Origin of the sequence: Claveliimonas bilis, assembly GCF_020892095.1 — a bacterium.
Taxonomy (GTDB): Bacteria; Bacillota; Clostridia; order Lachnospirales; family Lachnospiraceae; genus Claveliimonas; species Claveliimonas bilis.
Genome location: NZ_AP024845.1, coordinates 449468 through 474906, shown reverse-complemented (window position 1 = coordinate 474906; position 25439 = coordinate 449468). Strand labels below are relative to the sequence as shown.

At 45.7% G+C, this 25439-nt stretch carries 28 protein-coding genes; 26 read left to right on the top strand and 2 right to left on the bottom strand.

Annotation, left to right across the window (positions count from 1 at the left end; all coding sequences use genetic code 11):
* The first annotated feature begins 26 nt into the window (after positions 1 to 26).
* From EUBC25_RS02290 to EUBC25_RS02195, 19 genes are all read left to right on the top strand, one after another.
* Positions 27 to 314: a ribosomal-processing cysteine protease Prp gene (locus EUBC25_RS02290; protein ID WP_230106641.1), complete on the top strand. Its 288-nt coding sequence runs from the start codon at positions 27 to 29 to the stop codon at positions 312 to 314.
* A 116-nt stretch (positions 315 to 430) separates the two neighbouring features.
* Positions 431 to 1054 (top strand): DUF4355 domain-containing protein, encoded by a 624-nt coding sequence (locus EUBC25_RS02285; protein ID WP_230106640.1) that lies wholly within the window; start codon positions 431 to 433, stop codon positions 1052 to 1054.
* Between the two features lie 18 nt (positions 1055 to 1072).
* Positions 1073 to 2227 carry a phage major capsid protein gene (locus tag EUBC25_RS02280; RefSeq protein WP_230106639.1) on the top strand — a complete coding sequence of 385 codons (1155 nt, stop codon included), beginning with the start codon at positions 1073 to 1075 and terminating at the stop codon, positions 2225 to 2227.
* A complete protein-coding gene (locus tag EUBC25_RS02275) occupies positions 2224 to 2379 on the top strand; it encodes a hypothetical protein (RefSeq protein ID WP_230106638.1) in 156 nt (51 codons plus the stop codon). The genes EUBC25_RS02280 and EUBC25_RS02275 overlap by 4 nt, the downstream gene beginning before the upstream one ends.
* Before the next feature lie 13 nt (positions 2380 to 2392).
* Positions 2393 to 2626, top strand: coding sequence for a Rho termination protein (locus EUBC25_RS02270; protein WP_230106637.1), 234 nt, complete (start codon positions 2393 to 2395; stop codon positions 2624 to 2626).
* 15 nt (positions 2627 to 2641) lie between these two features.
* Entirely contained in the window at positions 2642 to 2974 is a 333-nt protein-coding gene (locus tag EUBC25_RS02265; protein ID WP_230106636.1) for a phage head-tail connector protein, read from the top strand.
* Entirely contained in the window at positions 2971 to 3273 is a 303-nt protein-coding gene (locus EUBC25_RS02260; RefSeq protein WP_230106635.1) for a hypothetical protein, read from the top strand. Before EUBC25_RS02265 ends, EUBC25_RS02260 begins: the two co-directional genes overlap by 4 nt.
* Positions 3273 to 3626, top strand: coding sequence for an HK97-gp10 family putative phage morphogenesis protein (locus EUBC25_RS02255; RefSeq protein ID WP_230106634.1), 354 nt, complete (start codon positions 3273 to 3275; stop codon positions 3624 to 3626). Before EUBC25_RS02260 ends, EUBC25_RS02255 begins: the two co-directional genes overlap by 1 nt.
* A gap of 10 nt (positions 3627 to 3636) precedes the next feature.
* Entirely contained in the window at positions 3637 to 4020 is a 384-nt protein-coding gene (locus EUBC25_RS02250) for a DUF3168 domain-containing protein (protein WP_230106633.1), read from the top strand.
* Between the two features lie 11 nt (positions 4021 to 4031).
* Positions 4032 to 4616 (top strand): phage major tail protein, TP901-1 family, encoded by a 585-nt coding sequence (locus EUBC25_RS02245; RefSeq protein WP_230106632.1) that lies wholly within the window; start codon positions 4032 to 4034, stop codon positions 4614 to 4616.
* A gap of 15 nt (positions 4617 to 4631) precedes the next feature.
* Positions 4632 to 5009, top strand: coding sequence for a tail assembly chaperone (locus EUBC25_RS02240; protein ID WP_230106631.1), 378 nt, complete (start codon positions 4632 to 4634; stop codon positions 5007 to 5009).
* A 23-nt stretch (positions 5010 to 5032) separates the two neighbouring features.
* On the top strand, positions 5033 to 5359 hold the full coding sequence (locus tag EUBC25_RS02235; protein ID WP_230106630.1) for a hypothetical protein: 327 nt from the start codon (positions 5033 to 5035) through the stop codon (positions 5357 to 5359).
* 4 nt (positions 5360 to 5363) lie between these two features.
* A complete protein-coding gene (locus tag EUBC25_RS02230; protein ID WP_230106629.1) occupies positions 5364 to 8597 on the top strand; it encodes a tape measure protein in 3234 nt (1077 codons plus the stop codon).
* 4 nt (positions 8598 to 8601) lie between these two features.
* Positions 8602 to 10134, top strand: a complete 1533-nt coding sequence (locus tag EUBC25_RS02225) for a distal tail protein Dit (protein WP_230106628.1) — start codon at positions 8602 to 8604, stop codon at positions 10132 to 10134.
* Positions 10135 to 13332 (top strand): phage tail spike protein, encoded by a 3198-nt coding sequence (locus tag EUBC25_RS14860; protein ID WP_304999997.1) that lies wholly within the window; start codon positions 10135 to 10137, stop codon positions 13330 to 13332.
* A 380-nt stretch (positions 13333 to 13712) separates the two neighbouring features.
* Positions 13713 to 13979 (top strand): hypothetical protein, encoded by a 267-nt coding sequence (locus EUBC25_RS02210; RefSeq protein WP_230106627.1) that lies wholly within the window; start codon positions 13713 to 13715, stop codon positions 13977 to 13979.
* Positions 13980 to 13999: 20 nt separating this feature from the next.
* Complete coding sequence (locus EUBC25_RS02205) at positions 14000 to 14470, top strand: phage holin family protein (protein ID WP_230106626.1); 471 nt, start codon at positions 14000 to 14002, stop codon at positions 14468 to 14470.
* Between the two features lie 31 nt (positions 14471 to 14501).
* A complete protein-coding gene (locus EUBC25_RS02200) occupies positions 14502 to 15956 on the top strand; it encodes a GH25 family lysozyme (RefSeq protein ID WP_230106625.1) in 1455 nt (484 codons plus the stop codon).
* A 157-nt stretch (positions 15957 to 16113) separates the two neighbouring features.
* Positions 16114 to 16920, top strand: coding sequence for an ABC transporter substrate-binding protein (locus EUBC25_RS02195; RefSeq protein WP_331471501.1), 807 nt, complete (start codon positions 16114 to 16116; stop codon positions 16918 to 16920).
* Positions 16921 to 16998: 78 nt separating this feature from the next.
* Here the strand turns inward: EUBC25_RS02195 and EUBC25_RS02190 are convergent, their stop codons facing one another.
* Complete coding sequence (locus EUBC25_RS02190) at positions 16999 to 17610, bottom strand: DUF1836 domain-containing protein (protein ID WP_230106624.1); 612 nt, start codon at positions 17608 to 17610, stop codon at positions 16999 to 17001.
* A 165-nt stretch (positions 17611 to 17775) separates the two neighbouring features.
* Between EUBC25_RS02190 and EUBC25_RS02185 the strand changes: the two genes are divergently transcribed.
* Both EUBC25_RS02185 and EUBC25_RS02180 read left to right on the top strand, forming a co-directional pair.
* On the top strand, positions 17776 to 18696 hold the full coding sequence (locus EUBC25_RS02185) for an NYN domain-containing protein (protein WP_230106623.1): 921 nt from the start codon (positions 17776 to 17778) through the stop codon (positions 18694 to 18696).
* The gene (locus EUBC25_RS02180; RefSeq protein ID WP_230106622.1) at positions 18693 to 19619 is read left to right on the top strand and encodes an AEC family transporter; all 927 of its coding nucleotides are present in this window, start codon (positions 18693 to 18695) and stop codon (positions 19617 to 19619) included. The genes EUBC25_RS02185 and EUBC25_RS02180 overlap by 4 nt, the downstream gene beginning before the upstream one ends.
* A 4-nt stretch (positions 19620 to 19623) precedes the next feature.
* Here the strand turns inward: EUBC25_RS02180 and EUBC25_RS02175 are convergent, their stop codons facing one another.
* Positions 19624 to 20253, bottom strand: coding sequence for an HAD family hydrolase (locus tag EUBC25_RS02175; protein WP_230106621.1), 630 nt, complete (start codon positions 20251 to 20253; stop codon positions 19624 to 19626).
* Positions 20254 to 20467: 214 nt separating this feature from the next.
* Here EUBC25_RS02175 and EUBC25_RS02170 point away from each other — a divergent pair, with 214 nt between their 5' ends.
* The 5 genes from EUBC25_RS02170 to EUBC25_RS02150 all read left to right on the top strand — a co-directional run bounded on the left by EUBC25_RS02170 (position 20468) and on the right by EUBC25_RS02150 (position 25417).
* Positions 20468 to 21112 carry a cell wall hydrolase gene (locus tag EUBC25_RS02170; RefSeq protein WP_230106620.1) on the top strand — a complete coding sequence of 215 codons (645 nt, stop codon included), beginning with the start codon at positions 20468 to 20470 and terminating at the stop codon, positions 21110 to 21112.
* A gap of 251 nt (positions 21113 to 21363) precedes the next feature.
* Positions 21364 to 22635 (top strand): glycosyltransferase family 4 protein, encoded by a 1272-nt coding sequence (locus EUBC25_RS02165; protein ID WP_230106619.1) that lies wholly within the window; start codon positions 21364 to 21366, stop codon positions 22633 to 22635.
* Positions 22538 to 23422, top strand: coding sequence for a glycosyltransferase family 2 protein (locus tag EUBC25_RS02160; RefSeq protein WP_230106618.1), 885 nt, complete (start codon positions 22538 to 22540; stop codon positions 23420 to 23422). The genes EUBC25_RS02165 and EUBC25_RS02160 overlap by 98 nt, the downstream gene beginning before the upstream one ends.
* A complete protein-coding gene (locus EUBC25_RS02155; RefSeq protein WP_230106617.1) occupies positions 23379 to 24662 on the top strand; it encodes a hypothetical protein in 1284 nt (427 codons plus the stop codon). Before EUBC25_RS02160 ends, EUBC25_RS02155 begins: the two co-directional genes overlap by 44 nt.
* Positions 24659 to 25417, top strand: coding sequence for an ABC transporter permease (locus tag EUBC25_RS02150; protein WP_230106616.1), 759 nt, complete (start codon positions 24659 to 24661; stop codon positions 25415 to 25417). Before EUBC25_RS02155 ends, EUBC25_RS02150 begins: the two co-directional genes overlap by 4 nt.
* The last annotated feature ends 22 nt before the right edge of the window (positions 25418 to 25439 follow it).

Genomic DNA, 25439 nt, shown 5'->3' with positions numbered 1-25439 from the left:
CCGGGACAGTAAAGGAGTGATGTTATTTGATTGAAGTAAACGTCCGGAAGGACGGGATTACAGTCTCCGGTCATGCGGGATATGCAGAGGCCGGGAAAGATATCGTCTGTGCCGGAGTGACGGCGCTGACACAGACATTGATTAAGTCTATCGGTGATCTGACCGAAGATAAAATTCAATATGAAATATCGCCTGGAAGGGCTGATATACATTACGGGAATCTGTCGGAAGAAGGAAAGCTTCTGGTGGATTCCTTTTTCATTGGTATCTGTATGATTGCTGATGAATTTCCGGATTGTGTCCGGATTGATTGACCAGGCGTGAGCGTCAAAAAACCTTACGGATATGGCAGGCGTGGAACCATCAAAAAGCTACGGCGGGCAGGCGTGAGGCCCTTAAATTACGGAACCAAAACAGGAGGTAATAGATAGTGAAATTCAAAGAATTTATGATGCTTCAGCTGTTTGCTGATGATCCAGGCTCTGGAGCTACCCCTGGAACGGGTGGCGGCACAGATCCGGGAGTCGGTGGCGACAATCCGAACGATGATGATGCAGACGATGGCGGGGATGATGACGATGACAATCCGGATGATGATGAGAAGAAATATTCCATCAAGGAAGTAGATGAGCTCATTAAGAGGAAAAAGGCTGAATGGGAAAAACAGAAGAGAAAAGACGATGACGAAGCAAAGAAATTTGCTAAGATGAATGCCCAGGAAAAAGCCGAGTACAAACAGCAGCAGCTTGAAAAGCGGATCCAGGAGCTGGAAGACGAAAAAACCCTCGCTGGTATGCGGGACGAAGCAAGGAAACAGCTTTCGGAGAAGGGTATCAATATTTCTGATAATCTTCTTGAGTTCATGGTGTCCAAGGATGCCGAGAAGACTAAGAAGGCAGTTGATTCTTTTGCGGAGCTGTTTAATGCAGCCGTGAACGAGGCGGTAAAAGGGAAGGCAAGACAGACCACTCCGAGAGAGGGCAATAGCTTTTCTGGAGGGAAATCTTCCCTGGATATCGGAAAGATGGCGAGGGATGTAAGGATTATTAAATAACGGAGGTATGAAAGAGATATGAATAGAAACGGAAATCTTATGAAAAAAATGAATTTGCAGTTGTTCGGGCAGACATTTGATCCGGATAACGTGACAATGTACGAACAGAAGGATGGAACTATTCCACAGAAGTATACAGAGCTGATTTTGAAAGAGATTATGAATGGAAGCCAGATCATGAAACTGGCTAAGTATGAGGAAATGGACGGGAAAGAAAAGGAGTTTGAATACTTTGCCAAAGGTCCGGGAGCATACTGGGTAGGTGAAGGTGAGAAGATTCGGACATCCAAACCACAGTGGATGAAAGTGAAAATGGTGGCTAAAAAGCTTGGGGTCATTGTTCCGTGCTCCAGAGAGTTTTTGCACTACAAAATGTCTGATTTCTTTGAAAAGATGAAACCGAAGATTGCGGAGGAGTTTTATAAAAAGTTTGATGAGGCGGCGATCCTGAATCTGGACAATCCATTTCCACAGTCTGTAGATGAGTCAGTTGCAGAAGCAGGAAATGTAATTTCCGGAGGAATCACTTATGACAATATCCTTGCTTTGGAAGATCTGCTGAATGATGAGGATTACGATGTAAATGCATTTATTTCCACAAAGAAAAACCGCAGTACTCTTAGGAATGTTCACCGGATTGAGAATGGTGTCATTGTAGAATCCCTGTATGACAGAGGAGCGAATACCATCGACGGGCAGCCGGTGGCAGATCTGAAGAGCCTGGAAAAGGGTAATCTTTATGCCGGTGATTTTGATTATATGTACTATGGAATCCCCTTTGGAATGTCTTACAAGATTGATGAATCTGCACAGCTTTCTACAATCGTGAATGAAGATGATTCTCCGGTGAACCTGTTTGAGCAGGAATTAGCAGCCCTTCGTGTCACAATGGATGTGGCCTTTATGATCGTAAAAGACGAAGCGTTTGCAAAAATTGAAAAAGAAGGAGAAGTGATCGGAGACGACATTTTAAGTATTCCGGCGCAGGGAGCAACTCTCTATGGTAAGAAAGTAAGTTCACTTATTGGGAATGACGTGAAAGTGTATAAAGACGGCAGCGTGGTAGGTACTCTGAAGCACGTAACCGGATACACCCAGTTTAATGACTCAAATCCGGAGGAGCAGGAGGATATTTCTTCCCATTCAAGCTTACGAAAACAGGAACAAAGATGACGTTTAAAAAGAACAATTTGGAAACGAAAAAAGATATTAATTGGGAAGCGGATAACGTATTCCGCGTAACCAAGGACGATACCTTTGAAGTGTTAGTGGATGGAAGCTCTGTTGTTACCTTTAATTTCAAGAAGGCGACATTCCAGGAATAGGAGGGAGCAAAGTATGTATAAGGTAATCAAGTATTTTACAGATCTGCATGATAAGGATCACCCATATAACGTGGGTGATACCTTTCCCCGTGCGGGGATCGAGGTTGCAGAAGAACGTCTGAAAGAGCTGGCTGGAAGTGACAATAAACAGGGGACTCCTCTCATCAAGCTTGTAGAGGAGAAAAAGCCGGCATCTCAAAAAGCTCCAGCAAAACGGACAGCAGCCAAGACTTCAACGAAGAAATAGGAAGGCGGTGGCGCTATGCTTGAAGATCTGAAACGGATGTTGGGACTTCCGCTCCATGAGGATGAGGAGCTTGATAAAAAGCTGGACTGGATTCTTTCTACCACCAGGGCAAGGCTGAAAGTCCTTCTGGGAGGCATTGATCCGGAGGATGACTTGGATTATATCATCACGGAAGTCTCGATTGTTCGCTATAACCGGATTGGATCAGAGGGGGCGCAATCTCACACAGTAGAGGGCGAAAGTACCAGCTTTCTTAATTCTGATTTTGATGCCTACATGGATGATATCCAGGCCTACAAAGAGCAGAAGAACATTGATATATCAAAAGGAGGGATCCGTTGGGTATGAGATACGATACACCAGTATATTTCCAAAAGATCACTCCCGGAGAATACGATCCTAAAACCGGTAACTATGCGGATGATACCGTTGAGGAAGCTATGCGGTACGCATCTATCATGGATACCGGTACGGATATGCTGAAATTGGTCTACGACGGTCCAAAGCAGGGGAGCCTTACCATTCAGCTCCAGAATCATTATGAGGAGCCTTTTGACCGGATCAGAGTGAGGAATACCCTCTACAATGTGGATTATTCCCGGGAACTTCGGACAAAGCAAGTGTTTGTGGTATCGGAGGTGCAGTGATGGGTGATATCAAGATTGTCGGCATGGAAAAGCTACAGAAGAAATTGCGGAATAATGTCAACATGACCAAAGTCCGCACTACTGTGCAGAAAAATGGAGATCAGTTGAATGACCGTATGAAAGAGAATACTAAAACAGCGTTTACTAAGGGTTATAGCCAAGGTGACACGGCAGGAAGTATTAATACTGTAATTACAGAGGGTGGTTTGACTGCAGAGGTAGGACCTACAACGGAATATGCCCCATATCCTGAATTTGGTACCCGTTTTATGGAAGCAGAACCATTTGTTAAGCCTGCTTTTGATACGCAAAAAGAGATTTTTAAGAAAGACATGAAAAGGCTGGTAGAGTGAGGTGAGCGGAATGGATCCACAGCAAGAACTCTTTACAGAGCTGTTATTAAGGTTAAAAGAAAAGGGATATGACGTGTATGATACCTTCCTCCCTCCGGAGGGCACGCCGTATCCTTTTATTTATCTGGCAGACAGCCAGCAGACCGATGATCCGAACAAGACAGCGATTTTCGGCAATGTGTACCAGACAATCCATGTCTGGCATAACAATCCCAGGCAGCGAGGTACAGTGTCAGGGATTTTGCTGGATATAAAAGAAATTTGTTACAGATTAGAACATACGGCAAACTTTGCATGGATGGTACAGAATATGAACCAGAGAATTTTGCCGGACAACACAACAAAGACTCCACTTTTGCATGGACTGCTGGAAGTGGAGTTTAAATTTTCATAGGAGGTAAACGGATGATTTTAACAAGAGAAATGAAGGAAAAACTGGCAAGGCATTACGACGCACCAGAGTTTAAAGAATATCCGCTGCAGGTATTTGCAGAAGCGGTACAGGGCAAAAAGATTGTGTACTTATACCGTGTGGCTTCAAAAGAGGCAACGGCAAATGGGACAACACTGGCATTTACTACAGAGAATAGCCGGACTATGAGTAAGGATGCCGATTCTACAGCCACAAAGGACGGTTCCATTCGTACACCAGGGACCGCTGAAGTGGAGATCACGGCTACTTCTATTCTTGCCAAAGGAGATACACTTCTGGATGAGCTGGAAAAAGCAATGGACAAAGATGAACTCATGGAAGTGTGGGAAGCGAACCTAGATGAGCCGGCAGAAGAAGGAGAGAACAAATTTAAGGGAAAATACTTCCAGGGATATTTGACAGAGTTTGAGAAGACATCTTCTGCAGAAGATTTTGTGGAATGCAATCTGACATTTGGAATCAATGGTTCTGGAGCAGATGGGGATGTCACTGTTTCGGTGGAACAGCAGGAAGTTGCGGCTTATGTATTCAAAGATACACAGAAAACAGGAGCGTAAGGGAGGTAAACAAAAATGATGGAATTAACAATTAACGGACAGGTATATCAGTTTCATTTTGGCATGGGATTCCTTCGGGAAGCCAATAAGCTGGTGTCTACAACAGTGGATGGTATCAAAGATGTGAAAAAAGATATCGGTGCAAGATACATGATCGCCCGAGTGATTGACGGGGAACCGGATGCCCTGGTAGATCTTCTGGATGTAGCCAATAAGGGACAGAAGCCGAGAGCAACGAAAGCGCTTCTGGATTCCTATATTGATGATCCGAATACGGATGTAGATGCGTTGTTTGAGGATACGCTGGATTTTTTAGGGAAAACAAATGCTACCAGGAAGCTGATGGCGAAGATGATGGAAGCGATCGAGGAAGCGAAAGAGGAACAGAATTAACCTTTGAGGAACAGTACCGAGAGATGGCAATTAACTGTTTCCGGTACTTTGGTTTTACGTCGTTTTCCCAGGTAGACAGTCTGACGATCACACAATACGAAATCATGGCAGAGGCCTTGGAGTTGCGCATGCTGGATGAAAGTCTGCATGAACACCGCCAGGCCTTTTTAAATTATGCGGCACAGGCAGAAAAACCTGCAGGAAAAGGAAAGACAAGACCAGTATACCGAAAGTTCCAGCAGTTCTTTGACTATGAGCAGGAATTAAAGAAATTGAGGTCGAAAAAGAAGAAAAAAGGCGAAAGCCGTTTTGCTGGAATCGGAAAACTTTTAAACCGGAGAGGAGAGTGAGAGTGTGGCAGAGTCATTTAGCATAAAAGCGATATTGTCAGCGGCAGATCGAGGTTTTACTTCAACAATGAAGGCAGCTTCTGGATATGTGGACAATTTAAAATCCACTCTCACAAGCGGCATTGGATTTGGTGTGATGATGGCTGCCGGCCAGGCTACATTCAATACAATCAGTAACAGCGTAACAGGTTTGGTTGGAGATTTGAACTCTTCCAGTGCTGCCTGGAAAACATTCCAGGGGAATATGGAGATGACCGGGAAGTCAGCAGATCAGATCAAAGCGGTCAAAGGAGAACTGCAGGACTTTGCAGAAGCTACTATCTACAGCTCTTCTGATATGGCGTCCACATTTGCACAGCTGGAAGCAGTTGGGACAAAGAACACCACAAAGCTGGTAAAAGGCTTTGGAGGTTTGGCAGCAGCGGCAGAGAGTCCGACACAGGCGATGAAAACATTGAGCCAGCAGGCAACCCAGATGGCGGCAAAGCCTACGGTGGCATGGGAAGACTTTAAACTGATACTTGAGCAGACACCGGCTGGTGTTGCAGCTGTGGCAAAGCAGATGGGGAAATCAACCCAGTCTTTGATTAAAGATGTGCAGGCGGGGACTGTGGCAACGGAAGACTTCTTTGACGCAATCGCTACAGTTGGAACGAATGATGCTTTTACAAAATTAGCCACAGAATATAAAACGGTGGATCAGGCAATGGACGGGCTGCAGGAGACCATGTCAAATAAACTGCAGCCTGCATTTGATGTCCTATCGGCAAAAGGTATCAGTGCGATCAGTAAACTTGTGGATAAGGTGGGCGAACTGGACGGAGAAAAGATTGCTGCAAAGCTGACATCCGGTCTGGATAAGATCAAGCCGTATTGGGATGTTCTTGTAGCAACCGCAAGTGAAGTGGGCGCTGCCTTTGGTGATGCGTTTTCAGCTATTTCAAAAGAGCTGGCAGAGTTGAATGGAAGTTTTGGATCAACGGAAAGTGTAGAGGGATTCGGAAATGCCATTGGAGTAGCCGGCGACGCACTGAAAACGTTTGCCGGATTCCTGGAAGATCATGCCGATACAGTTGCGGTGTTGATTGATAATCTTCCGAAACTTTTAATGGCATATATGGCATTTAAGCTGGTGAAGGCAGTAGCGCCGCCAGTAACCGCATTTGGAAAAGCGATTATAGGACTGGCAGGAAGCGGAATTAAGGGCCTTGCAGGAAAACTGCTTGGCGTGTCAAAGGGACAGGAAGCAGTCGGAAAATCTAGTTCTGGAAGTTCTAAAAAAATATTATCGTCTGCAAAAGCGTTTATGATGCTTGGAGCTGGAGTTGCCCTGATCGGCAGCGGATTTTATTTATTAGCGCAGTCAGCAGTAGATCTTTCGGATGCGGGTGGACCTGCTATTGCAGTTATGTTTGGATTGGTTGCAGCTGTAGCTGCTTTAGGAGCAGGAATGACGGTAATGATGAAAAGCATTAAAACCAGTCCGGCAAAATTGAAGGCGCTAAGTACTGCAATGCTGTCGTTGGGAGCGGCGGTACTTATGATTAGTGCAGGTTTTGCCGTCCTTGCACAGTCATCAATAGCACTTGCAAATGCTGGAGCTCCAGCAATCGCTACGATGCTTGGAATGGTGGTTGCAGTTGGAGCATTAATGGTTGTGGCTTCTATGATTGGAAAACAGCTTACGGCTGCTTCTGTTGGCATGGTTGCGTTTGGCGCTGCTGTTTTGATTGCAGGCGCTGGTATGTACGTAATGTCAGCGGCAGCTATCAGTCTTGTAAATGCCGGTACTCCGGCGATTGCTGTTATGGCCGGAATGGTCGTGGCAATGGCAGGATTGATGGCTCTTGCTGCTGTACTTGGTCCGGCACTTACAGCTGGAGCGGTTGGTATGCTCGCATTCGGCATAGCGGTCGCATTGGTAGGAACTGGGGCTTTACTTGCAAGTGCATCACTGGCAGTCGTTGCTGCTATCCTTCCCGTTGTAGTGCAGTATGGGGCGCAAGGAGCAGTGGCAATTGCGGCGCTTGGTGCTGGTATGCTTGTTTTTGCTGCTGGTGCAGCGGTGGCAGGGGCAGGAAGCATGATACTGGGAGCAGGGCTTGCAGTTGTAGCAGCTGGGCTTGCTTTAGTTGGAGCAGCGGTTATTGTAACAGCAGCTGGAGTTCTTGCTCTTGCAGCCGGAGCTGTTGTTCTTGGTGTAGGACTTACGTTGGTAGCTTCATCTTTAACAGTTACGGGAGCAGTACTGCTGATAGTAGCGGCGGGAGCTTTAGCAAGTGCGGCAGCTTTTACTGTCCTTTTAGCAGCATCAGCAGCGATGGGGGCAGTGATGTTGGTGGCAAGTGCAGCCTTTGCAGCACTTACTCTTACAGCAGCCGCTTCCACTTTGGGAATAGCGGCTTTTGCTCTTGGCATGACAACGGGAGCGGTCGGAGTGTTGGCAATGTCGGTTGCGCTGAAAGCGGTAAACTCCAGCATGAAATCCATTGCCAAAAACGCGAAGAGCGCTCAAAAATCACTGACAAGTATGAAATCGTCGATCAGTATAGTGAATGAAGGACTAGACGCATTGGGAAGTAAGGCGAAGTCAGCGATCAATGCGCTGATTAATCAGTTTTCTAATGCAGAAGGAAAAGCCAAAAGTTCCGGCCAGGCGGTAGGGAATAACTTCAATTCAGGAGTTTCCACTGGCATGAGTCGGGCAGTATCTACGGCTACCACGATGTCAGCAGCCATCGTTGCAGCTATGCGGTCAGCCTCTGGTGGTGCATACAGTAGTGGTGTATATATTGGGGTTGGTCTGGCAAATGGAATCCGGTCACAGGTAGGCGCTGTTCGGAGTGCAGCGGCTTCCCTGGCGTCGGCAGCAGAAGCAGCGATCGTTGCCAAGGCGAAGATCGGAAGCCCGTCCAAGATAACCACATTTTTAGGTAAGTTTTGGGGCATTGGCTGGGTGAATGGGATTCTTTCCAAGGTAAAAGAAGCAAAAGCAGCAACAATGGAACTGATTTCTATTCCTTCGTTGACGCCAATACCGGAAATTGGGATGAACATTCAGGCTGGAGTCCGTGATTTGGATGAAAATTACAGCTATACCCGAAATGCGAAATATACGATTGTTGTTCCGGTGGAGATTGATGGAAAAGAGACAGCCAGAGTGACAGCTCCTTATACGGAAGCAGAGCTGAATAAACAGCAGAAGGTAAAGAACATGATTAAAGGCATAAAGGGGTAATGACATGTATAACTTTGTTGATACTACAGCCGGCAGCGCATCATCCAGTGCGCTCCCGGCAGAGGCCCTGCAGATTAATGGGGCGTATATTGAAAATGAAATAGAGGGATACCGCACCCTGTATGTCCTTGGTCGGGAGCTGACGGAGGCGGAAATCACGGAACTGCAGATTGGGCAGATGGACGGCTCCGAGTACCGGAACAGCCGAATCGTATCCCGGAGTATTACGGTGGGATATCAGCTGCTGACTGACTCCCCGGAAGATTTCCGGGAGAAATTCAATGCGCTGAACAAGATCCTGAACCAGAAAGAAGCAAAGCTGATCTTCGCGGATGAACCGGACAAGTATTTTATCGGGACCAAGAGCGAAGTCGGGGATGTGAAAGAAGGCCAGCTGAATGTAACCGGGGAGTTTGTGCTTTACTGCTGTGACCCGTATAAATATGCGACTACAGAGAAAAGCTTCCAGGCATCAGCTAATGCGGACGGCATCCTGGAGGCTATCATAGTAAATAACGGTACCGAGGAAGTCCCGGTCAGCTATGAGATTACCCACAACCATGAGAATGGATTCCTTGGTATCGTATCCGAGTATGGGGCAATTCAGCTGGGGAAGATTGATGAAGTCGATGCAGCTCCGGCACAGAAATCAGAAGTCTTGTTCCGGTGCGACAGTGCAGATGAGTTCCTGTCCACCTTCACAGTCGGCGAAGGTATCTTTGACAAGAATCAAAATCATGGTAGAGATGGTACTTTTGGGAGTGTATCCTTAAACGGACGTCAATGGCTTGCCCTGAATAGTGTAGGAACCGGCTCTTCCTGGCATGGGGCGATAGCGAAGAAAGATCTGCCGGCCGATTCCAGCGGAGTGACAGGAGCGAAGAATTTTACCTGTCAATATACCATGTGGTTTGAGACGGGAAAAGTTCCACAGACCGGGGCGATTGAAGTCGTGATTGGAGATAGCGTTGGTAAGCAGCTTGCGTCCATGCACATCGTTAAGAGCTCCACCAATAGCAACATCTGTTCAGCGGTGTTCCAGGTGGGAAGTGTAGAGAAAGGGCGCGTGAAGTATGAACCAGGCTATTGGTCCTACACAGCCAAGGGCGGTGTCATTAAGATAGTCAAAACCGGGGAAAGGTTCGAGTTCCATTTTAATGGGAAAAAGTATTCTTACAGTGATTCCTCGCTGAAAGATAAGGAAGCTTATTCGGTATCTGTTTCAGAGATCCAGTACAGCAACCGTGGAAAAGGGAACCTTGTCACACACATGTACTTTGGATATCTCTACTTCCAGAAAGATAATGTGGAGTATCTTAAAGATATCCCGAACCGGTACCCGGAGGACAGCGTGGTCTATGTTGATGGCGAGGCTGGTAAGGTCTATGTAGACGGCATTCCCAGCCAGCAGGACGAAGTGAAGGGGAGTAAATATTTCAAAGTTCCTCCGGGTGAGACAAAGGTACAGTTTTACTATTCGGATTTTTCGGATCCGCCACCGACAGCGGAAGCGAGGATAAGGGAGGCGTTTTTATAGATGATAGAAAATGTAAGAATCGCGGTACTCAACACGCACGACACAGTGGAGGGCTTTTTGGACAACGAAGCGCCGGAAGCCCTCCATTATTATGACGACGAACTCCATGAGTACCTGCAGGGTAGCGCATACACATTCACCTTTACTGCCAGCGCCGACCATGAGGACGCACAGTATCTTGTGGAAGGGAATAAGCTGGCGTTTGTGTATCGTGAGAAAGAATACTATCTCAACATCATGCGAGTGGAAGCAGATGAGTATGAGATCACGGTGGAAGCTTACGGACTTCTCTTTGAGCTTCTCAATGAGGAAAAGGAAAAGTACAGTGCTGCTTCTGCCATGACCTTTGCACAGTATATGGCGGTAATCGACTATGAGCAGACGATCAAGATCGGTATTAACGAGGTTGCAGACAAGAAGATTAAGACAGAATGGACCGGCACGGACACCATCCTTGCAAGGATCTATTCCCTGGCGAATGTCTTTGAGGCCGAAGTGGAGTTTGTAGTAGAGTTGAACGATGATTACTCTTTGAAACAGATCACCATGAATGTCTATAAGGAACATACCGACGAATATCAGGGCATGGGGACCAGGCGCTCGGATATCACCCTCCGGTACGGCGTGGATGTGGAAGGGATTACAAAAACATCCGATATCACAGAGCTGTACACAGCCATCCGGCCATTTGGGAAGGATGGTCTGACCGTTACTTCCCTTAATAAGACAGAGTATGATGCAGAGGGAAATGTGGAGTATCAGAGTCTTTCTGGGGACCGAAATATTAAAGCTGTCCAAGCCCGTGATAGGTTCCCTTCTAATCTGATGGGGAAGGAAAACGATCGGTACATTGCCAAAATCTATGAGTATGATACGGACAATGTCAACATGCTCTACGGGCAGGCCTTGGCGGAGCTAAAGAAGATCTGTGTTCCGCAAGTCAGTTACGAGGTAAAAGGATATTTTGATACGAACATCGGAGACACGGTAGACATTGAAGACGATGAGTATAATCCGACTCTCTACTTGGAAGCCAGGGTATCAGAGCAGATCCGGAGCTTTACTGATCCAACCAGAAATAAGACGACTTTCAGCAATTTCCGGGAACTGCAGAGCCAGATTGATCCGGAGCTGCTTTCCAGAGTGCAGGCATTGGTGGATGCCAATAAGACTTATACCTGCTCGATTATTACTGACAATGGCACTATCTTTAAGAATGGGGAAGGGCAGACTACTCTGACGGCCTCTGTTATGGACGCCGGGACGGATCTTACCGATTCCATGACGATCACTTGGAAAAAGGATGGCGTGCTGCAGGAGATGAGCAAGTCCATTACAGTCCAAGCAGCAGACATTGAAGGAAAAGCGGTCTACCGGTTTGAAGCACAAGACGCTGGCGGTATCTTGCGTGGTGTCTATGAGGTTACGGTAAGCAATGTAACTGATGGGAAAGACGGTGAGAAGGGCGAAAAAGGCGAGAAAGGTGATCCGGGACAGGATGGAGCCGATGGACAGGACGGACAAGACGGGGCACCCGGAAAAGATGGAGCGCCGGGTAAAGATGGCGCGGATGGGAAAGATGGTGTAGATGGAATAGGAATAGAAAACATTGAAGAGTATTATGCCGTATCTTCATCCAACACCACAGCCCCCACATCCTGGATTACTTCCGTTCCAACCATGACACCGACTAATAAGTATCTGTGGAACTACGAAAAGTTCATATATTCCAACGGAACGACTGACGAAAGTGCAAAGAGGGTGATCGGCGTCTATGGAAACACTGGAGCGACAGGAACGCCAGGGAAGGATGGACAAGACGGGAATGGGATCAGCAGCATAGTAAATTACTATTTAGCTTCCACAGCGTCAAGTGGAGTGACTACCGGAACCTCCGGATGGACCACTACGCCACAGAGTACCACGACATCCAAGAAATATCTTTGGAACTATGAAAAAACTACATATACAAATGGAAGTGTGGTAAATACCACTCCTCATATCATTGGAACACATGGAGCAACGGGACCTCAAGGAGCTAAAGGAGACACTGGAGCAACAGGTCCGACGGGTCCGAAAGGAGAGACAGGAGCCACCGGACCTCAAGGTCCTAAAGGAGAACAGGGAGAAAAAGGAAATACTGGAGCGACAGGTCCCCAGGGACCAAAAGGAGAGCAAGGAGAAAAAGGGAATACCGGCGCGACAGGACCACAGGGTCCCAAAGGTGATACCGGAGCGACAGGCCCTCAAGGACCAACCGGGCCAAAGGGCCCTCAAGGTGCTACGGGACCAACTGGTCCCAAAGGGTCAGACGGTCAGATGCTGTATGCTACATGCGGAACAGGAGCTTCCACGATTGCTAAGGTTGCTACTCTGGCAGCTGGGACACTGACATTGAAAGCAGGCGTCACAGTAGCGGTACGTTTCACTTATGCAAATACTGCTTCCAGCCCAACTCTAAATGTGGCGGGAACCGGCGCTAAGGCAATCTACACCCAGGGCGTTAGATATGCATACTGGGCTGCTGGCGCTACAGTGGTATTCACTTACGACGGTGCAAACTGGAGAGTGGCAAGTGAGCCGGTGTATGCAAGCACGGCCACGATTGGGAATCCGGCAAGCAAAAATATTTACATTGATAATGATGATATTACGATACGAAATGGGAGTACCGGTTTGATAAGTATAGGAGCTTATAGTGTCGATGGAAATACAGTGTCTTATTTCCAATCAAGTTCCCTTTTTATGGGAACCAAACCGCCGAATACATCCGGAGCCTTTTCAAGTCCACATGTTAGAGTTAATTCAGACGGCGCCTTTACTCATGAAGGGGAAATCGCTACGAAAAATAACTGTTTGACCGGTTCATATAAGCAGATTGGATCAGGCAGTGCTGGACAGGGGGCAGAAACAGCTCTTAATTTAACTGAACCGTATACTAACTTTAAATTTATTGAAATGATGATGGCAAAAAACAACGCTGATGGCAGTAGTGAACGAATTTTTCAGATAATGCCAACAGCATGGCTTACATCTATCGGTCCATCTTCCAGTAGTAAGAAGCGTTTTATGTTCAATTTTTCAGGTGGAGCTGATAGAAGATGCTGGATTACACCGAAAGGACCTACCGCTTGGACATGCCATAAATCTGGACAAACTTCCGAAAGTGTTTGGGCTTATGTGTTTGGGATTAATTAGGCAAACTTTACAATCAGATAGTTTGCCCGAATTTGTGTCGCTGTCACTTGCCTATCAAAAACAGCATACCATGTGCCGCTTTGGTACGAACTGGAAAAGTGTGCACTTGTCGCATTAGCATCGCCATTACTAAATAAAACAGCTGTATTTGCGTTGGAACTGTTCGTTACGCCTAATAAACTATTGATTTCAGCATTGGTAAATATAGGACATGAAGTCTTACCAGACATTTTCACTACCTTAGTGCCAGCTATCAATTTTTCGAACAAACAGTTATTTGTCACATAGAAGGAGGATATATGGAAATAAGAGCAAGACCGATATAGGTCTATTTTTTATACCTATTTTTACACTCAAAACCAAAAAAGGAGGAAAAAGCAATGTATGAAGCAACAGAAAAAACCATCACCTTAAGAGGAAGAAGCAAGATCGTCGTAAAAGAAGGAAATGAGGATGTGGAAAAAGAAGCCGCTGCTTTTGATGCGGTCATTAATTCAAATTCTCCACTCAACATGAACATTTCAGCTTATGTGACAGACGGAGATGTGTACAAGAAAAACATCCAGCAGTGCCGGAAGGATGAGAACGAGTTCCGAACCTTCGTCCAGAGCATTCAGGATGAAATGCTGGCGGCTGCAGAGGAATAAAAAGAAAGGAAGCGAGGTTAATGAAAATGAATTATGCAGAACCCATTATAAACGGGTATAACGCAATCACAGGGACCATTGTTGCTGTATTATCCTATATATTAGGAGAGCACTGGTTTTTGTTTGTGGCATTTTTGTTTCTAAATGTGGCAGATTGGCTTACCGGATGGATGAAAAGCCGCATGGCTGGAAGAGAAAATTCTATGGCCGGGTGGAAAGGCGTGCTTAAGAAGCTAGGATACTGGTTGATGATTATGGTAGCATTTGGAGCCAGCGCGGTATTTATTGAAATCGGAAAGGCGATTGGAATTGACCTGGGAATCACGACACTGCTTGGCTGGTTTGTTCTTGCAAGTTTGATAATTAATGAAATCCGTTCCATTGTAGAAAATTTTGTGGAGGCAGGTTACAACGTGCCAGCAGTTTTAGTGAATGGGCTAGAGGTAGCAGATAAAGTAGTGAATAAAGACGAGCATTCGGGGGACGCATGACAGCGTCCTCTTTTTTTAGGAGGAAAATCTTATGAGCATGAATGGAATTGATATCAGCAACCACCAGGCAGGGCTTAATCTGGCAAAAGTGCCTTGCGACTTTGTGATCTGCAAGGCGACGGAAGGAACCGGATTTGTAGACCGGTATTGCGATGGATGGATCCAGAAAGCCTTACAGCTGGGGAAAAAAGTAGGAGTGTATCACTTTGCCACTGGCGGCAGCTCTGGAGTAGCAGAAGCGGATTTCTTCTATAAAAATATAAAGGGTTATGTCGGGAAAGCAATCCTTGTTCTGGATTGGGAAGCAAATGCAGTGAATAGGGGAGTAGCCTATGCGAAAGCTTTTCTGGATCGGATTTACCAGCTTACAGGTGTGAAGCCGCTCATTTATATGAGTAATAGTGTAGTACATGCCTATGACTGGTCCAGCGTAGTGAATGCTGATTATGGATTGTGGAACGCGGGGTATTATGCTGGTTATGAGACAATGGGGTATAATCCGAATGCACCACTTTATGGTGGAACAGGAAAATGGAAAGCTTGTGCCCTTTATCAGTACACATCATCTGGAAGGCTTTCTGGATGGAATGGCAATCTTGACTTGAATGTGTTCTATGGGGACCGTGCGGCATGGGATAAGTATGCAGGAACAGCAGGAGCTGTCTCCTCCGATCCAGACGGAGATGTCCGCTCCGGAGGAACCATGCAGGAGCGAAAGAACGAGTCCGGAGATGTAACCTACCAGGCACATGTCCGGGGACTTGGCTTCCTGGAAAGCAGATGCGACGGACACATGGCCGGATCTACCGACCAAAACCGGAGAGTAGAAGCAATGAAGGTCGGCTTAAAATCTGGGGCTTACATGGACATCATGGTGCACCTGAAAGGAATTGGGGATAAGCTTTATAAGAATGTCCGGGAGAATATCGTAGTCGGGACTACAGACCAGAAAAGGCGCATGGAAGCGTTCAAGATTATCACAGAAGAGATTCTTCGTTACCGGGCACACAATAAGACTTACGGCTGGGGCGCTTGGGTATCTCAAGGAGAATGGGCCGGAGTCCGGGGCAAAGGAAAGCAGATGGAGGCGTTCCAGATCTATAAGCCGATGTTCTTGGTGAGGGGGCATGTCCAGAGTGCTGGCTGGGGTGGCTATGTCGGAGACATGGAAACAGTTGGAACCACGGGAAAGGGCAAGCGGCTGGAAGCGCTGCAGTTTGATCCGCTGGATGAGGTGATCGAGTGCTCTGCTCATATCCAGGGCGAAGGCTGGGTTCACTACGGTGTCATTACAAAGGATACTGTGATCGGTACAGTAGGCCAGGCAGACCGGTTGGAGTGCTTGCGGTTTAAAGGGAACTTCGAGTTCCGGGTACACATCCAGGGAAGCGGCTGGACGGATTGGACAGAAGCGGATGGAATCGCCACACTTGGAACCACAGGTCAGGCGCTTAGGATTGAAGCGATTCAGTTCAGAAGGAAATAAAAAAGTCCCCGGAGCCGTCAAAAGCTCCGGGGATACTCAGGAAAATATTGTATCTCTTCTTTTGTGAAATGTGACGAAATTTTTTGTGCAAAACGCCAGAAACAATAAAGTTTCTATGCCGGAAATACGCGGTTTTTTTGGAGCGTCTTAGCCTAAAATGCGTACCCCGTTTGGCGCCGATAAGACAATGACGGCCGTACTGTCAGGTGAGGCAGATATCGGTTTTATGGGATCGGAGGCATCCATCTATACCTACAATGAGGGAGCAAATGATATTGTAGTGAACTTTGCCCAGCTGACACAGCGTGCCGGGAATTTTCTTGTTGCACGTGAGGAGATGGAGGACTTTTCCTGGGAAGATTTAAAAGGGCATCTTGTCCTTGGCGGACGTAAGGGCGGTATGCCGGAAATGGTGTTTGAGTATATTCTGAAACAAAACGGCATCGATCCACAGAAGGATCTTACTATTGATCAGAGCATTGATTTTGGCTCCACTGCAGCGGCTTTTTCCGGAGGAGAAGGAGATTTTACTGTTGAATTTGAACCCGGAGCAACCAGTCTGGAACAGGAAGGAAAAGGATATGTTGTGGCTTCTTTGGGAACAGACAGCGGCTATGTACCGTATACGGCTTTTTCAGCCAAAGAAAGTTATATCAAAGAAAATCCGGAAGTGATCCAGGGATTTACCAATGCGCTTCAAAAGGGAATGGACTATGTGCGGGATCATACGCCGGAGGAGATTGCTGCTGTGATTGAGCCGCAGTTTGAAGAATCAGATCTGGAAACAATTACCACAATCGTAACCAGATACTATGAGCAAGATACCTGGGCGGAAAATCTGATATTTTCAGAAGAGAGTTTTGATCTTCTTCAGGATATTCTTGAAGAGGCAGGGGAATTAAGTAATCGTGCTCCTTATGAAAAGCTTGTTAATACAGAATTTGCGGAAGAAGCTGCAAAATAAGGAATATTGCATAAAGTACATCATGTGTATCATAAAAACAGCCTGACAGAATTAAATCTGTCCGGCTGTTTTTAACGGTTACTTTTCTTTTTTTCGCGAAGAATTATCCGGAAGCTGGTCGATCAGTTTTTCCATCAGCAGTTTTTTTACATACACATCAAAGGCCAGACTGCAGATAAAAGAGAAAAGCTGCAGCGCCTCTCTGTCTTCCGCAGGAGCGTCCTGAAAAGTTTCCTGGGAGGAGCAATAGAGTTTTGAGATATCCTTTGCAAGAGAATCAATCCTGGATTTTTCCAGACTGCATACCTCTTCATAGATGGATGTAATGTTAAAGCCATCATTTTTACCGAAATATTTGTCGGTCAGAGGTTTTAAAAGTGACTCAATATCCTTGATAGAAAGAATGTTTTTAAAATAGTAAATAAAGATCATGACAAGGACATGTTCTTTTGAATACTTCTTTTTTACCGGAGGCGGAAGAAGATTGTTTTTGGCGTAATTATTGATCATGGTCTTTGTAAGAATTTTATCTTCTTTATACCGCCGTGTAGATCCAAGCTGATTCTCCATAAAAGTGGTTACCTGATCCATGTAAAGTTCTATATTGGGGATTTCTTCCGGTTTTACATAATCAATTCGTGAAATGCTCTGTAAAATGCTGTTCAGCATATCTTTTGTGTCAATTGTCATAAGATTATCACCTCAACATGGACATTATATAGTATTTAAAACCAGATGGCAAGCATTTCATAATTTATAACAAGCAAAATTATAATATTACGAATAAGAAAAATTATGATATAATACTCCATAAGTAATGTTCGCAGAAGCGGAAAATGAAAACCGGAGGAAAAAATGGAAGACAGATTTGCACTTTTGATTGATGCAGATAATGTGTCTGCAAAATATATAGAACCAATTCTCGACGAATTGTCAAAGTATGGAAATGTGACATATAAAAGAATCTATGGGGATTGGACAAGCACAAATAATGCAGGATGGAAAGAGGAACTTCTTAACAATTCCATTACGCCGATCCAGCAGTTCAGCTATACTCATGGTAAAAATTCGACAGATTCTGCCATGATCATTGATGCTATGGATATGCTCTATACAAGTGAGCTGGAAGGTTTCTGCCTGGTATCCAGCGACAGTGATTTTACCAAGCTTGCCAGCAGACTCAGAGAGAGCGGAAAAACGGTGATCGGCATGGGAGAGAATAAGACGCCTGCTCCTTTCAGAAAAGCCTGTGATATCTTTACTGTTCTGGAGCTTTTGCTGGAAGGAAGCATGAGTGAAAATGATGCTGTAGCAAGAAGCCAGATTGAAGAAGCGGTAGTGAAGATCATCACCGAAAATCAAAATGACGATAGAGTGACAGGTCTGGGAGAGGTGGGAAGCCGGCTTGTCAAGCTGTATCCGGACTTCGATGTGAGGCGCTATGGCTACAGCCTTTTGTCTAAATTTCTGGAGTCTTTCCCAAAGCTGAAACTGATACAGTCAGGTTCCCAGATTACGGTGACGCTTTATGAAGACAGAAACAGAAAGGAGCAGATCGAAGAGTTTATCCGCAGGCAGATCAAAGATGCGGGGAAACATGGGGTATCTTTAAGTGTGCTGGGAAATCGCATCCGCAGTCGTTTTGGAGATTTTAAGGTGCGGGATTACGGGTTTTCGCAGTTTAAGCAGTACATTCAAAGTTTTAGCGGTGTACATGTAGAAGAAGATGGGGAGAACAACCGGGCAGTCTATGAAAAGAAGGATGATAACAAATGAAGATAGAAGGTTTGTTTGATCTCCAGGTGATGATGCTTCTTCTCATGGGAATAGGGGTAATTTTAAGAAAGAAAAATATTATAACAAAAGAAGGGAAGACGGTATTGACAGATTTAGTGATCAATCTGGTTCTTCCCTGCAATATTATTACAGCTTTTTGTATACCGATGGACCGCTCTGTTTTGATTGCAGAGATGGAAATTTTCATAATTTCTGTTTTGATCCAGATTTTCTGTACTTTGATCAGTGGAGTGCTGTACCGAAAAGTGCCAAAGGGAAAACGGATGGTTCTGCAGTATGCGACGGTGTGCTCAAATGCTGGATTCCTGGGAAATCCTGTGGCAGAAGGGCTTTACGGATCGCTAGGCCTTTTATATGCCTCTGTTTATCTGATTCCGCAGCGCATCGTTATGTGGTCAGCGGGAGTATCCTATTTTACTCAGAGTCCGAGCCGAAAAGAGGTGGTAAAAAAGGTACTGACCCATCCATGTATCATAGCGGTGGAGATTGGAATTGTTCTGATGGTGACTCAGATTCAGCTTCCGGAATTTTTGAGTACGGGAATTGAAGAAATCGGCGGGTGTACGACAGCTGTCACAATGATATTGATCGGAACAATCCTGATGGATACAGATATGAGACGTATGGTGACAAAAATTACCGCCGGCTATTCAGTGATCCGTCTGATTTTTATTCCTACAGTGGTGCTTTTGGGCTGCCTGCTGGCAGGGGTGGATTCAGTAGTAGCAGGAGTTTCCGTTACTTTGGCAGCCATGCCGGCAGGGACGACAACTGCGATCCTGGCGTTGAAATATCATGGAGATGAGGAATTTGCCACCCAATGTGTTGTGCTTACGACAGTACTTTCTGTGGCAGCAATTCCGATTTGGAGCCTCATCATCCATTCCATATTTCTCGCCTGATCTGCTATTGAAACAAGGTAAGAAGATCAGAAAAATGTGAGATACGTATTTGAGCCTCGGGAACATCTCCGAATCCATAAGAAGCGAAAATAAAAGGAACTCCGGCCTCTTTGGATGCGCAATAGTCTCCGGCAGTATCGCCGATATAGCAGGCAGTGCCGGAGGGATGGCGGTTCAGTAAAAGCCGTATATTTTCTCCTTTTGATTTCTTTGTATTTCCGTAGCATTCTATATCGGTGATATAGTTCCGCAAATTATTTTTTTTAAGAAACAATTCAATATAACCACTTTGGCAGTTACTTACGATAAAAAGCTTATGATTGGAAGAAAGTCGGGAAAAAACGTATTCTACATCCGGATAGAGAAAACTTTCCTTGGCGTTTTCCAAAAATCTATGTTCCCGGCGGCAGCATTTTGCCAGCAGCGCTTCTCCTTTTGCAGCAGGAAGCTGAGGAAATAAGTCAGCTGCAATGATATCCATGGGTTTTCCAAACTCTTGTTTCAGATCAGAGGCAGTCAAAGGCTGACGTTCAAATCTGAGTTTTTCCAGTGTATAGTTCCACGATCTTGCAACAATTTCAGTTGTATCCCACAAAGTTCCGTCTACATCAAAAATAAGATAGTCAAAATTCATAATTGATATATTCCTTTCCGGCAAATGTACTTTTTTTTCAGTCTAGCATATCGAGGAAAAGATGGCAATGAAATAAAAAAGTTGACAGATTGGAAATCTTATAGTACAATACCCGGCGTAATAATTTTGTAACATTTGTAATATAAAAGAAATAAAATGCATATAAAAAATAATAGAAATGTAAGAATGTTACAAAACCAGGAGGTAGGAGTATATGAAATTAAAGGGAAAAGGACGATTGCGTTTTACGGTACTCGCCGTACTTTGTGCGGTAAATACGGCAGGATTTACCAGTTTTGCTATGTCGCCGGAAGGGGAGACACCGGTGATTTACGGGGCGACTTCGCTGGAAGATGATCTTCCGGACAGTGCATCTTCTAAGGAAGTGGCAAAAAAGGTGACAGAAGCCGTGCAGCAGATTGCTGTAGAGAAAACAGAGGAACGGGTGAAACAGATTCAGGCAGAAGAAGAGGCCAGAAGGAAAGCAGAGGAAGAAAGGCTTGCTGCAGAAGCAGCAAGAAAAGCGCGGGAGGAAGATCAAAGACTTCTGGCAGCGCTGATATTCTGCGAGGCTGGAAATCAGCCTTATGAAGGCCAGGTGGCAGTTGGAGCCGTTGTGATGAATCGGGTAAACAGCGGAGTCTATCCGGGATCCATTCGAGAAGTTATCTATCAGTCCGGACAGTTCGGCCCTGCTATGACAGGATGGCTGGACAGCGTTCTGCAAAGCCGGAGTTATACGGAAAGCGCCATGCAGGCAGCGGCAGATGCCATGGCAGGCAGCAATCCTGTAGGAGGGTGTCTTTCTTTTGGAAACGGAAACTATGGGATCCGCATTGGAGATCATTATTTTCATTAATTGCCCTTTGCAAAGAGAGGGAAAATATTTAAGCAGTCAGCCAGTTACGGCCGGCTGCTTTTTGTTGGCATGAATTAAATTTTCCTGAAAAAGACTTTGTGGGTTACCCCTTTTCTGCCAGAATCCGCATCTATTTCCAGCAAAACCATAAGGAAATCACAGCGGACAAATGATAGACTGACATCGGAGCAAAAAAGAAAAATAAAAAGGGGAAGGGCAGGACTGTCTGGAAAAGCAGGGAGTGAAGAAAGATGAGACGCAAAGTTCTGATTGTGACAACTGTCAGCGGATTTTTATATCAGTTTGAAAAAAACGCAGTAGAAATATGGAAAGAAAAAGGAGCCAGCCTTCACTATGCTTCTAATTTTCAGATAAAAGCTTATGAATTTGAAGCGAGATTTTTTGAAAAAAATGAGATTGTATGCCATCCCCTTACAATAGAAAAATCTCCTTACAGGATCGGCAGGAATATGCAGGCTTTCAAAGAACTGATCCGAATTATAAGAGAAGAAAAGATTGACATCGTGCACTGCCACAATCCTATGGGAGGGGTGCTGGGAAGACTGGCAGCTCATCTGTCCGGGAGAGAGGTACATGTGATATACACCGCTCACGGTTTCCACTTTTATAAGGGAGCGCCTCTTAAAAATTGGCTTCTGTATTATCCGGCGGAAAAATTTTTGGCGAAATATACGGATACGCTGATCACAATTAACCAGGAAGATAAAAACATTGCAGAGACATTTCATCTGAAAAAGAATGGACAGCTTGCCGCTATACCGGGAGTAGGGGTGGATCTGAAAAAGTACTGTCCGAAACAGGAGCAAAGAGAAGCAGCGAGGGAAGTTCTTGGAGTCGGGTCAGGGGAGTTGTGCCTTATGACAGCAGCCCTTCTTGATAAAAATAAAAATCACAGGGTGATACTCAAACTTCTGGAACAATGGAGGAAAGAAAAGGACTTTCCTAAGCTGAAATATGTGATATGCGGTGCAGGACCTTATGAATCTAAATTAAAAAGAGAGGTAAAAAGAAGGGGACTGGATGGTATCGCCTGTTTTCTGGGATTTCGCCGGGATCTGCCCTTTCTTTTACAGGGAGTAGATCTCTTCCTGTTTCCATCTAAGCGAGAGGGACTGGGAATGGCCGCTTTGGAAGCAATGGCCTGCGCTGTTCCGGTAGCGGCAGCGGAAAACAGAGGGACAAGAGAATATGTAAGGCATGGGGAAAACGGGTTCCTCTGTGACCCGGGAAAAACGGAAGGGTTTCGCGCAGCGATCGAAGAGATAGAAAGGAAAGCAAAGCGGGGAAATGAACTGTCTGCCATGAAAGAAGCAGCAGTAAGAACTGCATCTGCATTTAGTGCAGAACAGTCAAAATCAAAAATGGAAATGATTTACAAAAGCATTGGGAAAGGAAGCAAGGAACATGAATCGAAGGAAAGTCAGTGTGATCATGAGTGTTTACAATCCAAAGCCGTTTTCCCAGCTGGAGACGGCGGCCAGATCTATTTTGGAACAGAGTGAAAGGGACTGGGAACTTCTAATCTATGATGATGGTTCATCCGAAGAGTGGAAAGAGAGGATCAAAAGTCTTGAAATGTTGGATTCAAGGATCCGCTGTCTGGAAGGAAAGGAAAACCGCGGTATTGCCTATGGCCTGAATCAGTGTATCCAGGAGGCGGAGGGAGAGTATATTGCAAGGATGGACGGTGATGATATTTCTCTGCCGGACCGGCTGAAGGAACAGGCGCATTTTCTGGATGAACACAAAGAGTATGAGTTTGTGGGATGCAGCGCTTTTCTCATAGGAGAAGATGGGGTGTGGGGCGTAAGAGAAATGCCTGAAATTCCGAAAAAAGAGAGTTTTCTTTCTTCTTCACCCTACATTCATCCTTCTGTGATGTTCAGAAAGAGCGTATTTGAAAAGCACGGATATTATCATGTGTCAGATGAAACAAAGCGATGCGAAGACTATGAACTTTTTATGCGCCTGCATATTTTCGGCTGCCGTGGGTATAATCTTCAGAAGAAATTGTTTTGCTACCGGGAGGACAAAGGAAGTTACAGGAAGCGGCGGCTCTGTTACAGAATAGATGAGATCAGGCTTCGCCGCCTTGGGTTTGCGGCACTTGGACTGAACGGGGCAAAAGCATGGATGTACCGCTATAAACCTTTGGCGGTGTGGATGATCCCGGGTATCATATACCGAGGACTGAAACGCTGTCAGGCAGGAGGGCAGGCGGTGCTTAAGGAAAGGAGACAAAGCGGTGAGTACCCATACCCATGCCGAGATCATCAGCCGGGATTCTGAAGCAATACTGGCCCCTGCATTTGTAGAATTTGTAAAATGGGTTTTGAAATCCGCCGGAGAACAGAATATCCGGCGGATTTATTTTCTTGCCAGAGACGGATATCCGATGTACCGGGCGGCACAAATTTTAAGCCGGGGAAGAGAACCTGAAATAGAGTGCCGGTATCTTCGTTGTTCCAGATATGCACTTCGGATCCCGTCTTTCCATCTGCTCGGAAAGGAGGCGGCAGAGCAGATCTGCCTGGGAGGAATAGATGTGACCCTTGCGAAAGTATTAAAAAGGGCAGCGCTGACCGATGAGGAAGCCGGAGAAATCGCCGGACTTTTGGGAAGACAAAAAGAGATGGACCGGATCTTGTCCTATGGAGAAGTCCAGATGTTGAAAAGAGAGCTTTTGGACATGGAAAAATTTTGGGAATATGTAAACATTCATGCCGGGGAAGCATATGACGCGGCTGTCGGGTATCTTAAGGCAGAGGGACTTATGGATGCAGTGCGCTGGGCGGTGGCGGACAGTGGGTGGACCGGAAGTATGCAGATGACCCTTCGGCTCCTTTTGGAATCAGCCGGCTACAGGGGGAGGCTGACGGGATATTATTTCGGCCTTTATCACATTCCGGAGGGGGAGAAAAAAGAGAATTATCATGCATACTATTTCGAACCATTTGGCAAGATAAAGAGAAAAGTACATTTTTCCAACAGCTTGTTTGAATGCATGTTCAGCGAACCGGAACAGATGACTCTGGGATATAAGGAAACGTCCGGGGGATATGAACCGGTCAGAGAGCCGGGAGAAGTGAAAAATAAAGAAGCGCTGGAAATCATTGCAGACGCGGTAGAAAAAGAGGCGCAGAAAGAAGCTTTGGAACTTCCGGACCGTCTGCATCTGTGGCAGATCCTTGATCCTGATGTGATACAGAGAAAGATGGCAGATCTGATGAGCAGACCTGATAAGGAACAGGCGCAGGCTTTTGGGAATCTCTGGTTTAATGATGACGTCAGGGGAGAGGGACAGAAGATCGCTGTTCCCCTGACAGAAGAAGAGATCCGAAACAGTCACGTACTGCCCAGAGGAGCATCTATGACCGGTATCCGAAAAGAACCGGTAAAGGAAAGCGCCTGGATGGAGGGGAGCATTGTACTTGGAGGAAAGAGGATAAGATGGCATCTCTGGCAAAACCGGATGTATAAGTACATCCTCTACATCAAAAAGCAGATCATGGAGAAACGGAAAAAATGAGAAAGCAATCCTATTTTGTGATACAGGAACTGGTTTCCAGGGAACTGAAAAGAAAATACAGCAGATCCAGGCTGGGAATCCTGTGGAGTGTTTTAAGCCCTCTGCTTTCTATGGCTGTTCTGTCTCTGGTCTTTTCTGCCATGTTCCGAAAATCCATTGAAAATTATCCGGTTTATTACTTGACAGGTTTTATCCTGTGGAATTTTTTTACTACGGCCACCAATACAGCCATGACAGCTCTTGCGGATAATCAGACTCTGATCCTGCAGGTGAAATTTCCAAGGGAGGTGTTTCCTTTTGCCAGGACATATACAGCTTTTGTCAATTTCCTCTATTCCCTTATCGCCTATGGGATCATTCTGCTGATTTTTAGAATACGCCTGTCGGCAGCAGTTTTCCTGTTTCCTGTGATCGTGTTTTTTATTTTCCTGTTTTCTCTTGGCATGGGATATCTGCTGTCAGTGCTTTATGTGTTTTTCGGTGATGTGCGGCATTTGTATTCAGTTTTCCTGACGCTTTGGATGTACCTTTCTGCTCTCTTTTATCCACTGGAACTTTTGCCGGAGACTATGCAGCGGCTGGTCTGGCAGAATCCCATCTATAATTTCATTGCGGCGGCCAGAGACTGCATCCTTTATGGAACCTTACCTCGATCAGCTGTTATGATTCGGATTTTTGTGTGGGGGATTGGGATGTACGGGGCAGGCAAATTTGCATTTCAGAAAAGCCAGAGCAAAGTCATACAGAAATTGTAAAAGGGTATGCGGACATGGGGAT

What these genes read in the sequence shown, in the direction of transcription:
- EUBC25_RS02185 (WP_230106623.1), top strand. Translation starts at nt 17,776, where the DNA reads ATGGAAGACAGATTTGCACTTTTGATTGATGCAGATAATGTGTCTGCA.
- EUBC25_RS02180 (WP_230106622.1), top strand. Translation starts at nt 18,693, where the DNA reads ATGAAGATAGAAGGTTTGTTTGATCTCCAGGTGATGATGCTTCTTCTC.
- EUBC25_RS02245 (WP_230106632.1), top strand. Translation starts at nt 4,032, where the DNA reads ATGATTTTAACAAGAGAAATGAAGGAAAAACTGGCAAGGCATTACGAC.
- EUBC25_RS02190 (WP_230106624.1), bottom strand. Translation starts at nt 17,610, where the DNA reads ATGACAATTGACACAAAAGATATGCTGAACAGCATTTTACAGAGCATT.
- EUBC25_RS14860 (WP_304999997.1), top strand. Translation starts at nt 10,135, where the DNA reads ATGATAGAAAATGTAAGAATCGCGGTACTCAACACGCACGACACAGTG.
- EUBC25_RS02225 (WP_230106628.1), top strand. Translation starts at nt 8,602, where the DNA reads ATGTATAACTTTGTTGATACTACAGCCGGCAGCGCATCATCCAGTGCG.
- EUBC25_RS02150 (WP_230106616.1), top strand. Translation starts at nt 24,659, where the DNA reads ATGAGAAAGCAATCCTATTTTGTGATACAGGAACTGGTTTCCAGGGAA.
- EUBC25_RS02255 (WP_230106634.1), top strand. Translation starts at nt 3,273, where the DNA reads ATGGGTGATATCAAGATTGTCGGCATGGAAAAGCTACAGAAGAAATTG.
- EUBC25_RS02160 (WP_230106618.1), top strand. Translation starts at nt 22,538, where the DNA reads ATGAATCGAAGGAAAGTCAGTGTGATCATGAGTGTTTACAATCCAAAG.
- EUBC25_RS02260 (WP_230106635.1), top strand. Translation starts at nt 2,971, where the DNA reads ATGAGATACGATACACCAGTATATTTCCAAAAGATCACTCCCGGAGAA.
- EUBC25_RS02195 (WP_331471501.1), top strand. Translation starts at nt 16,114, where the DNA reads ATGCGTACCCCGTTTGGCGCCGATAAGACAATGACGGCCGTACTGTCA.
- EUBC25_RS02200 (WP_230106625.1), top strand. Translation starts at nt 14,502, where the DNA reads ATGAGCATGAATGGAATTGATATCAGCAACCACCAGGCAGGGCTTAAT.
- EUBC25_RS02205 (WP_230106626.1), top strand. Translation starts at nt 14,000, where the DNA reads ATGAAAATGAATTATGCAGAACCCATTATAAACGGGTATAACGCAATC.
- EUBC25_RS02240 (WP_230106631.1), top strand. Translation starts at nt 4,632, where the DNA reads ATGATGGAATTAACAATTAACGGACAGGTATATCAGTTTCATTTTGGC.
- EUBC25_RS02250 (WP_230106633.1), top strand. Translation starts at nt 3,637, where the DNA reads ATGGATCCACAGCAAGAACTCTTTACAGAGCTGTTATTAAGGTTAAAA.
- EUBC25_RS02175 (WP_230106621.1), bottom strand. Translation starts at nt 20,253, where the DNA reads ATGAATTTTGACTATCTTATTTTTGATGTAGACGGAACTTTGTGGGAT.
- EUBC25_RS02280 (WP_230106639.1), top strand. Translation starts at nt 1,073, where the DNA reads ATGAATAGAAACGGAAATCTTATGAAAAAAATGAATTTGCAGTTGTTC.
- EUBC25_RS02235 (WP_230106630.1), top strand. Translation starts at nt 5,033, where the DNA reads ATGGCAATTAACTGTTTCCGGTACTTTGGTTTTACGTCGTTTTCCCAG.
- EUBC25_RS02210 (WP_230106627.1), top strand. Translation starts at nt 13,713, where the DNA reads ATGTATGAAGCAACAGAAAAAACCATCACCTTAAGAGGAAGAAGCAAG.
- EUBC25_RS02170 (WP_230106620.1), top strand. Translation starts at nt 20,468, where the DNA reads ATGAAATTAAAGGGAAAAGGACGATTGCGTTTTACGGTACTCGCCGTA.
- EUBC25_RS02270 (WP_230106637.1), top strand. Translation starts at nt 2,393, where the DNA reads ATGTATAAGGTAATCAAGTATTTTACAGATCTGCATGATAAGGATCAC.
- EUBC25_RS02265 (WP_230106636.1), top strand. Translation starts at nt 2,642, where the DNA reads ATGCTTGAAGATCTGAAACGGATGTTGGGACTTCCGCTCCATGAGGAT.
- EUBC25_RS02165 (WP_230106619.1), top strand. Translation starts at nt 21,364, where the DNA reads ATGAGACGCAAAGTTCTGATTGTGACAACTGTCAGCGGATTTTTATAT.
- EUBC25_RS02275 (WP_230106638.1), top strand. Translation starts at nt 2,224, where the DNA reads ATGACGTTTAAAAAGAACAATTTGGAAACGAAAAAAGATATTAATTGG.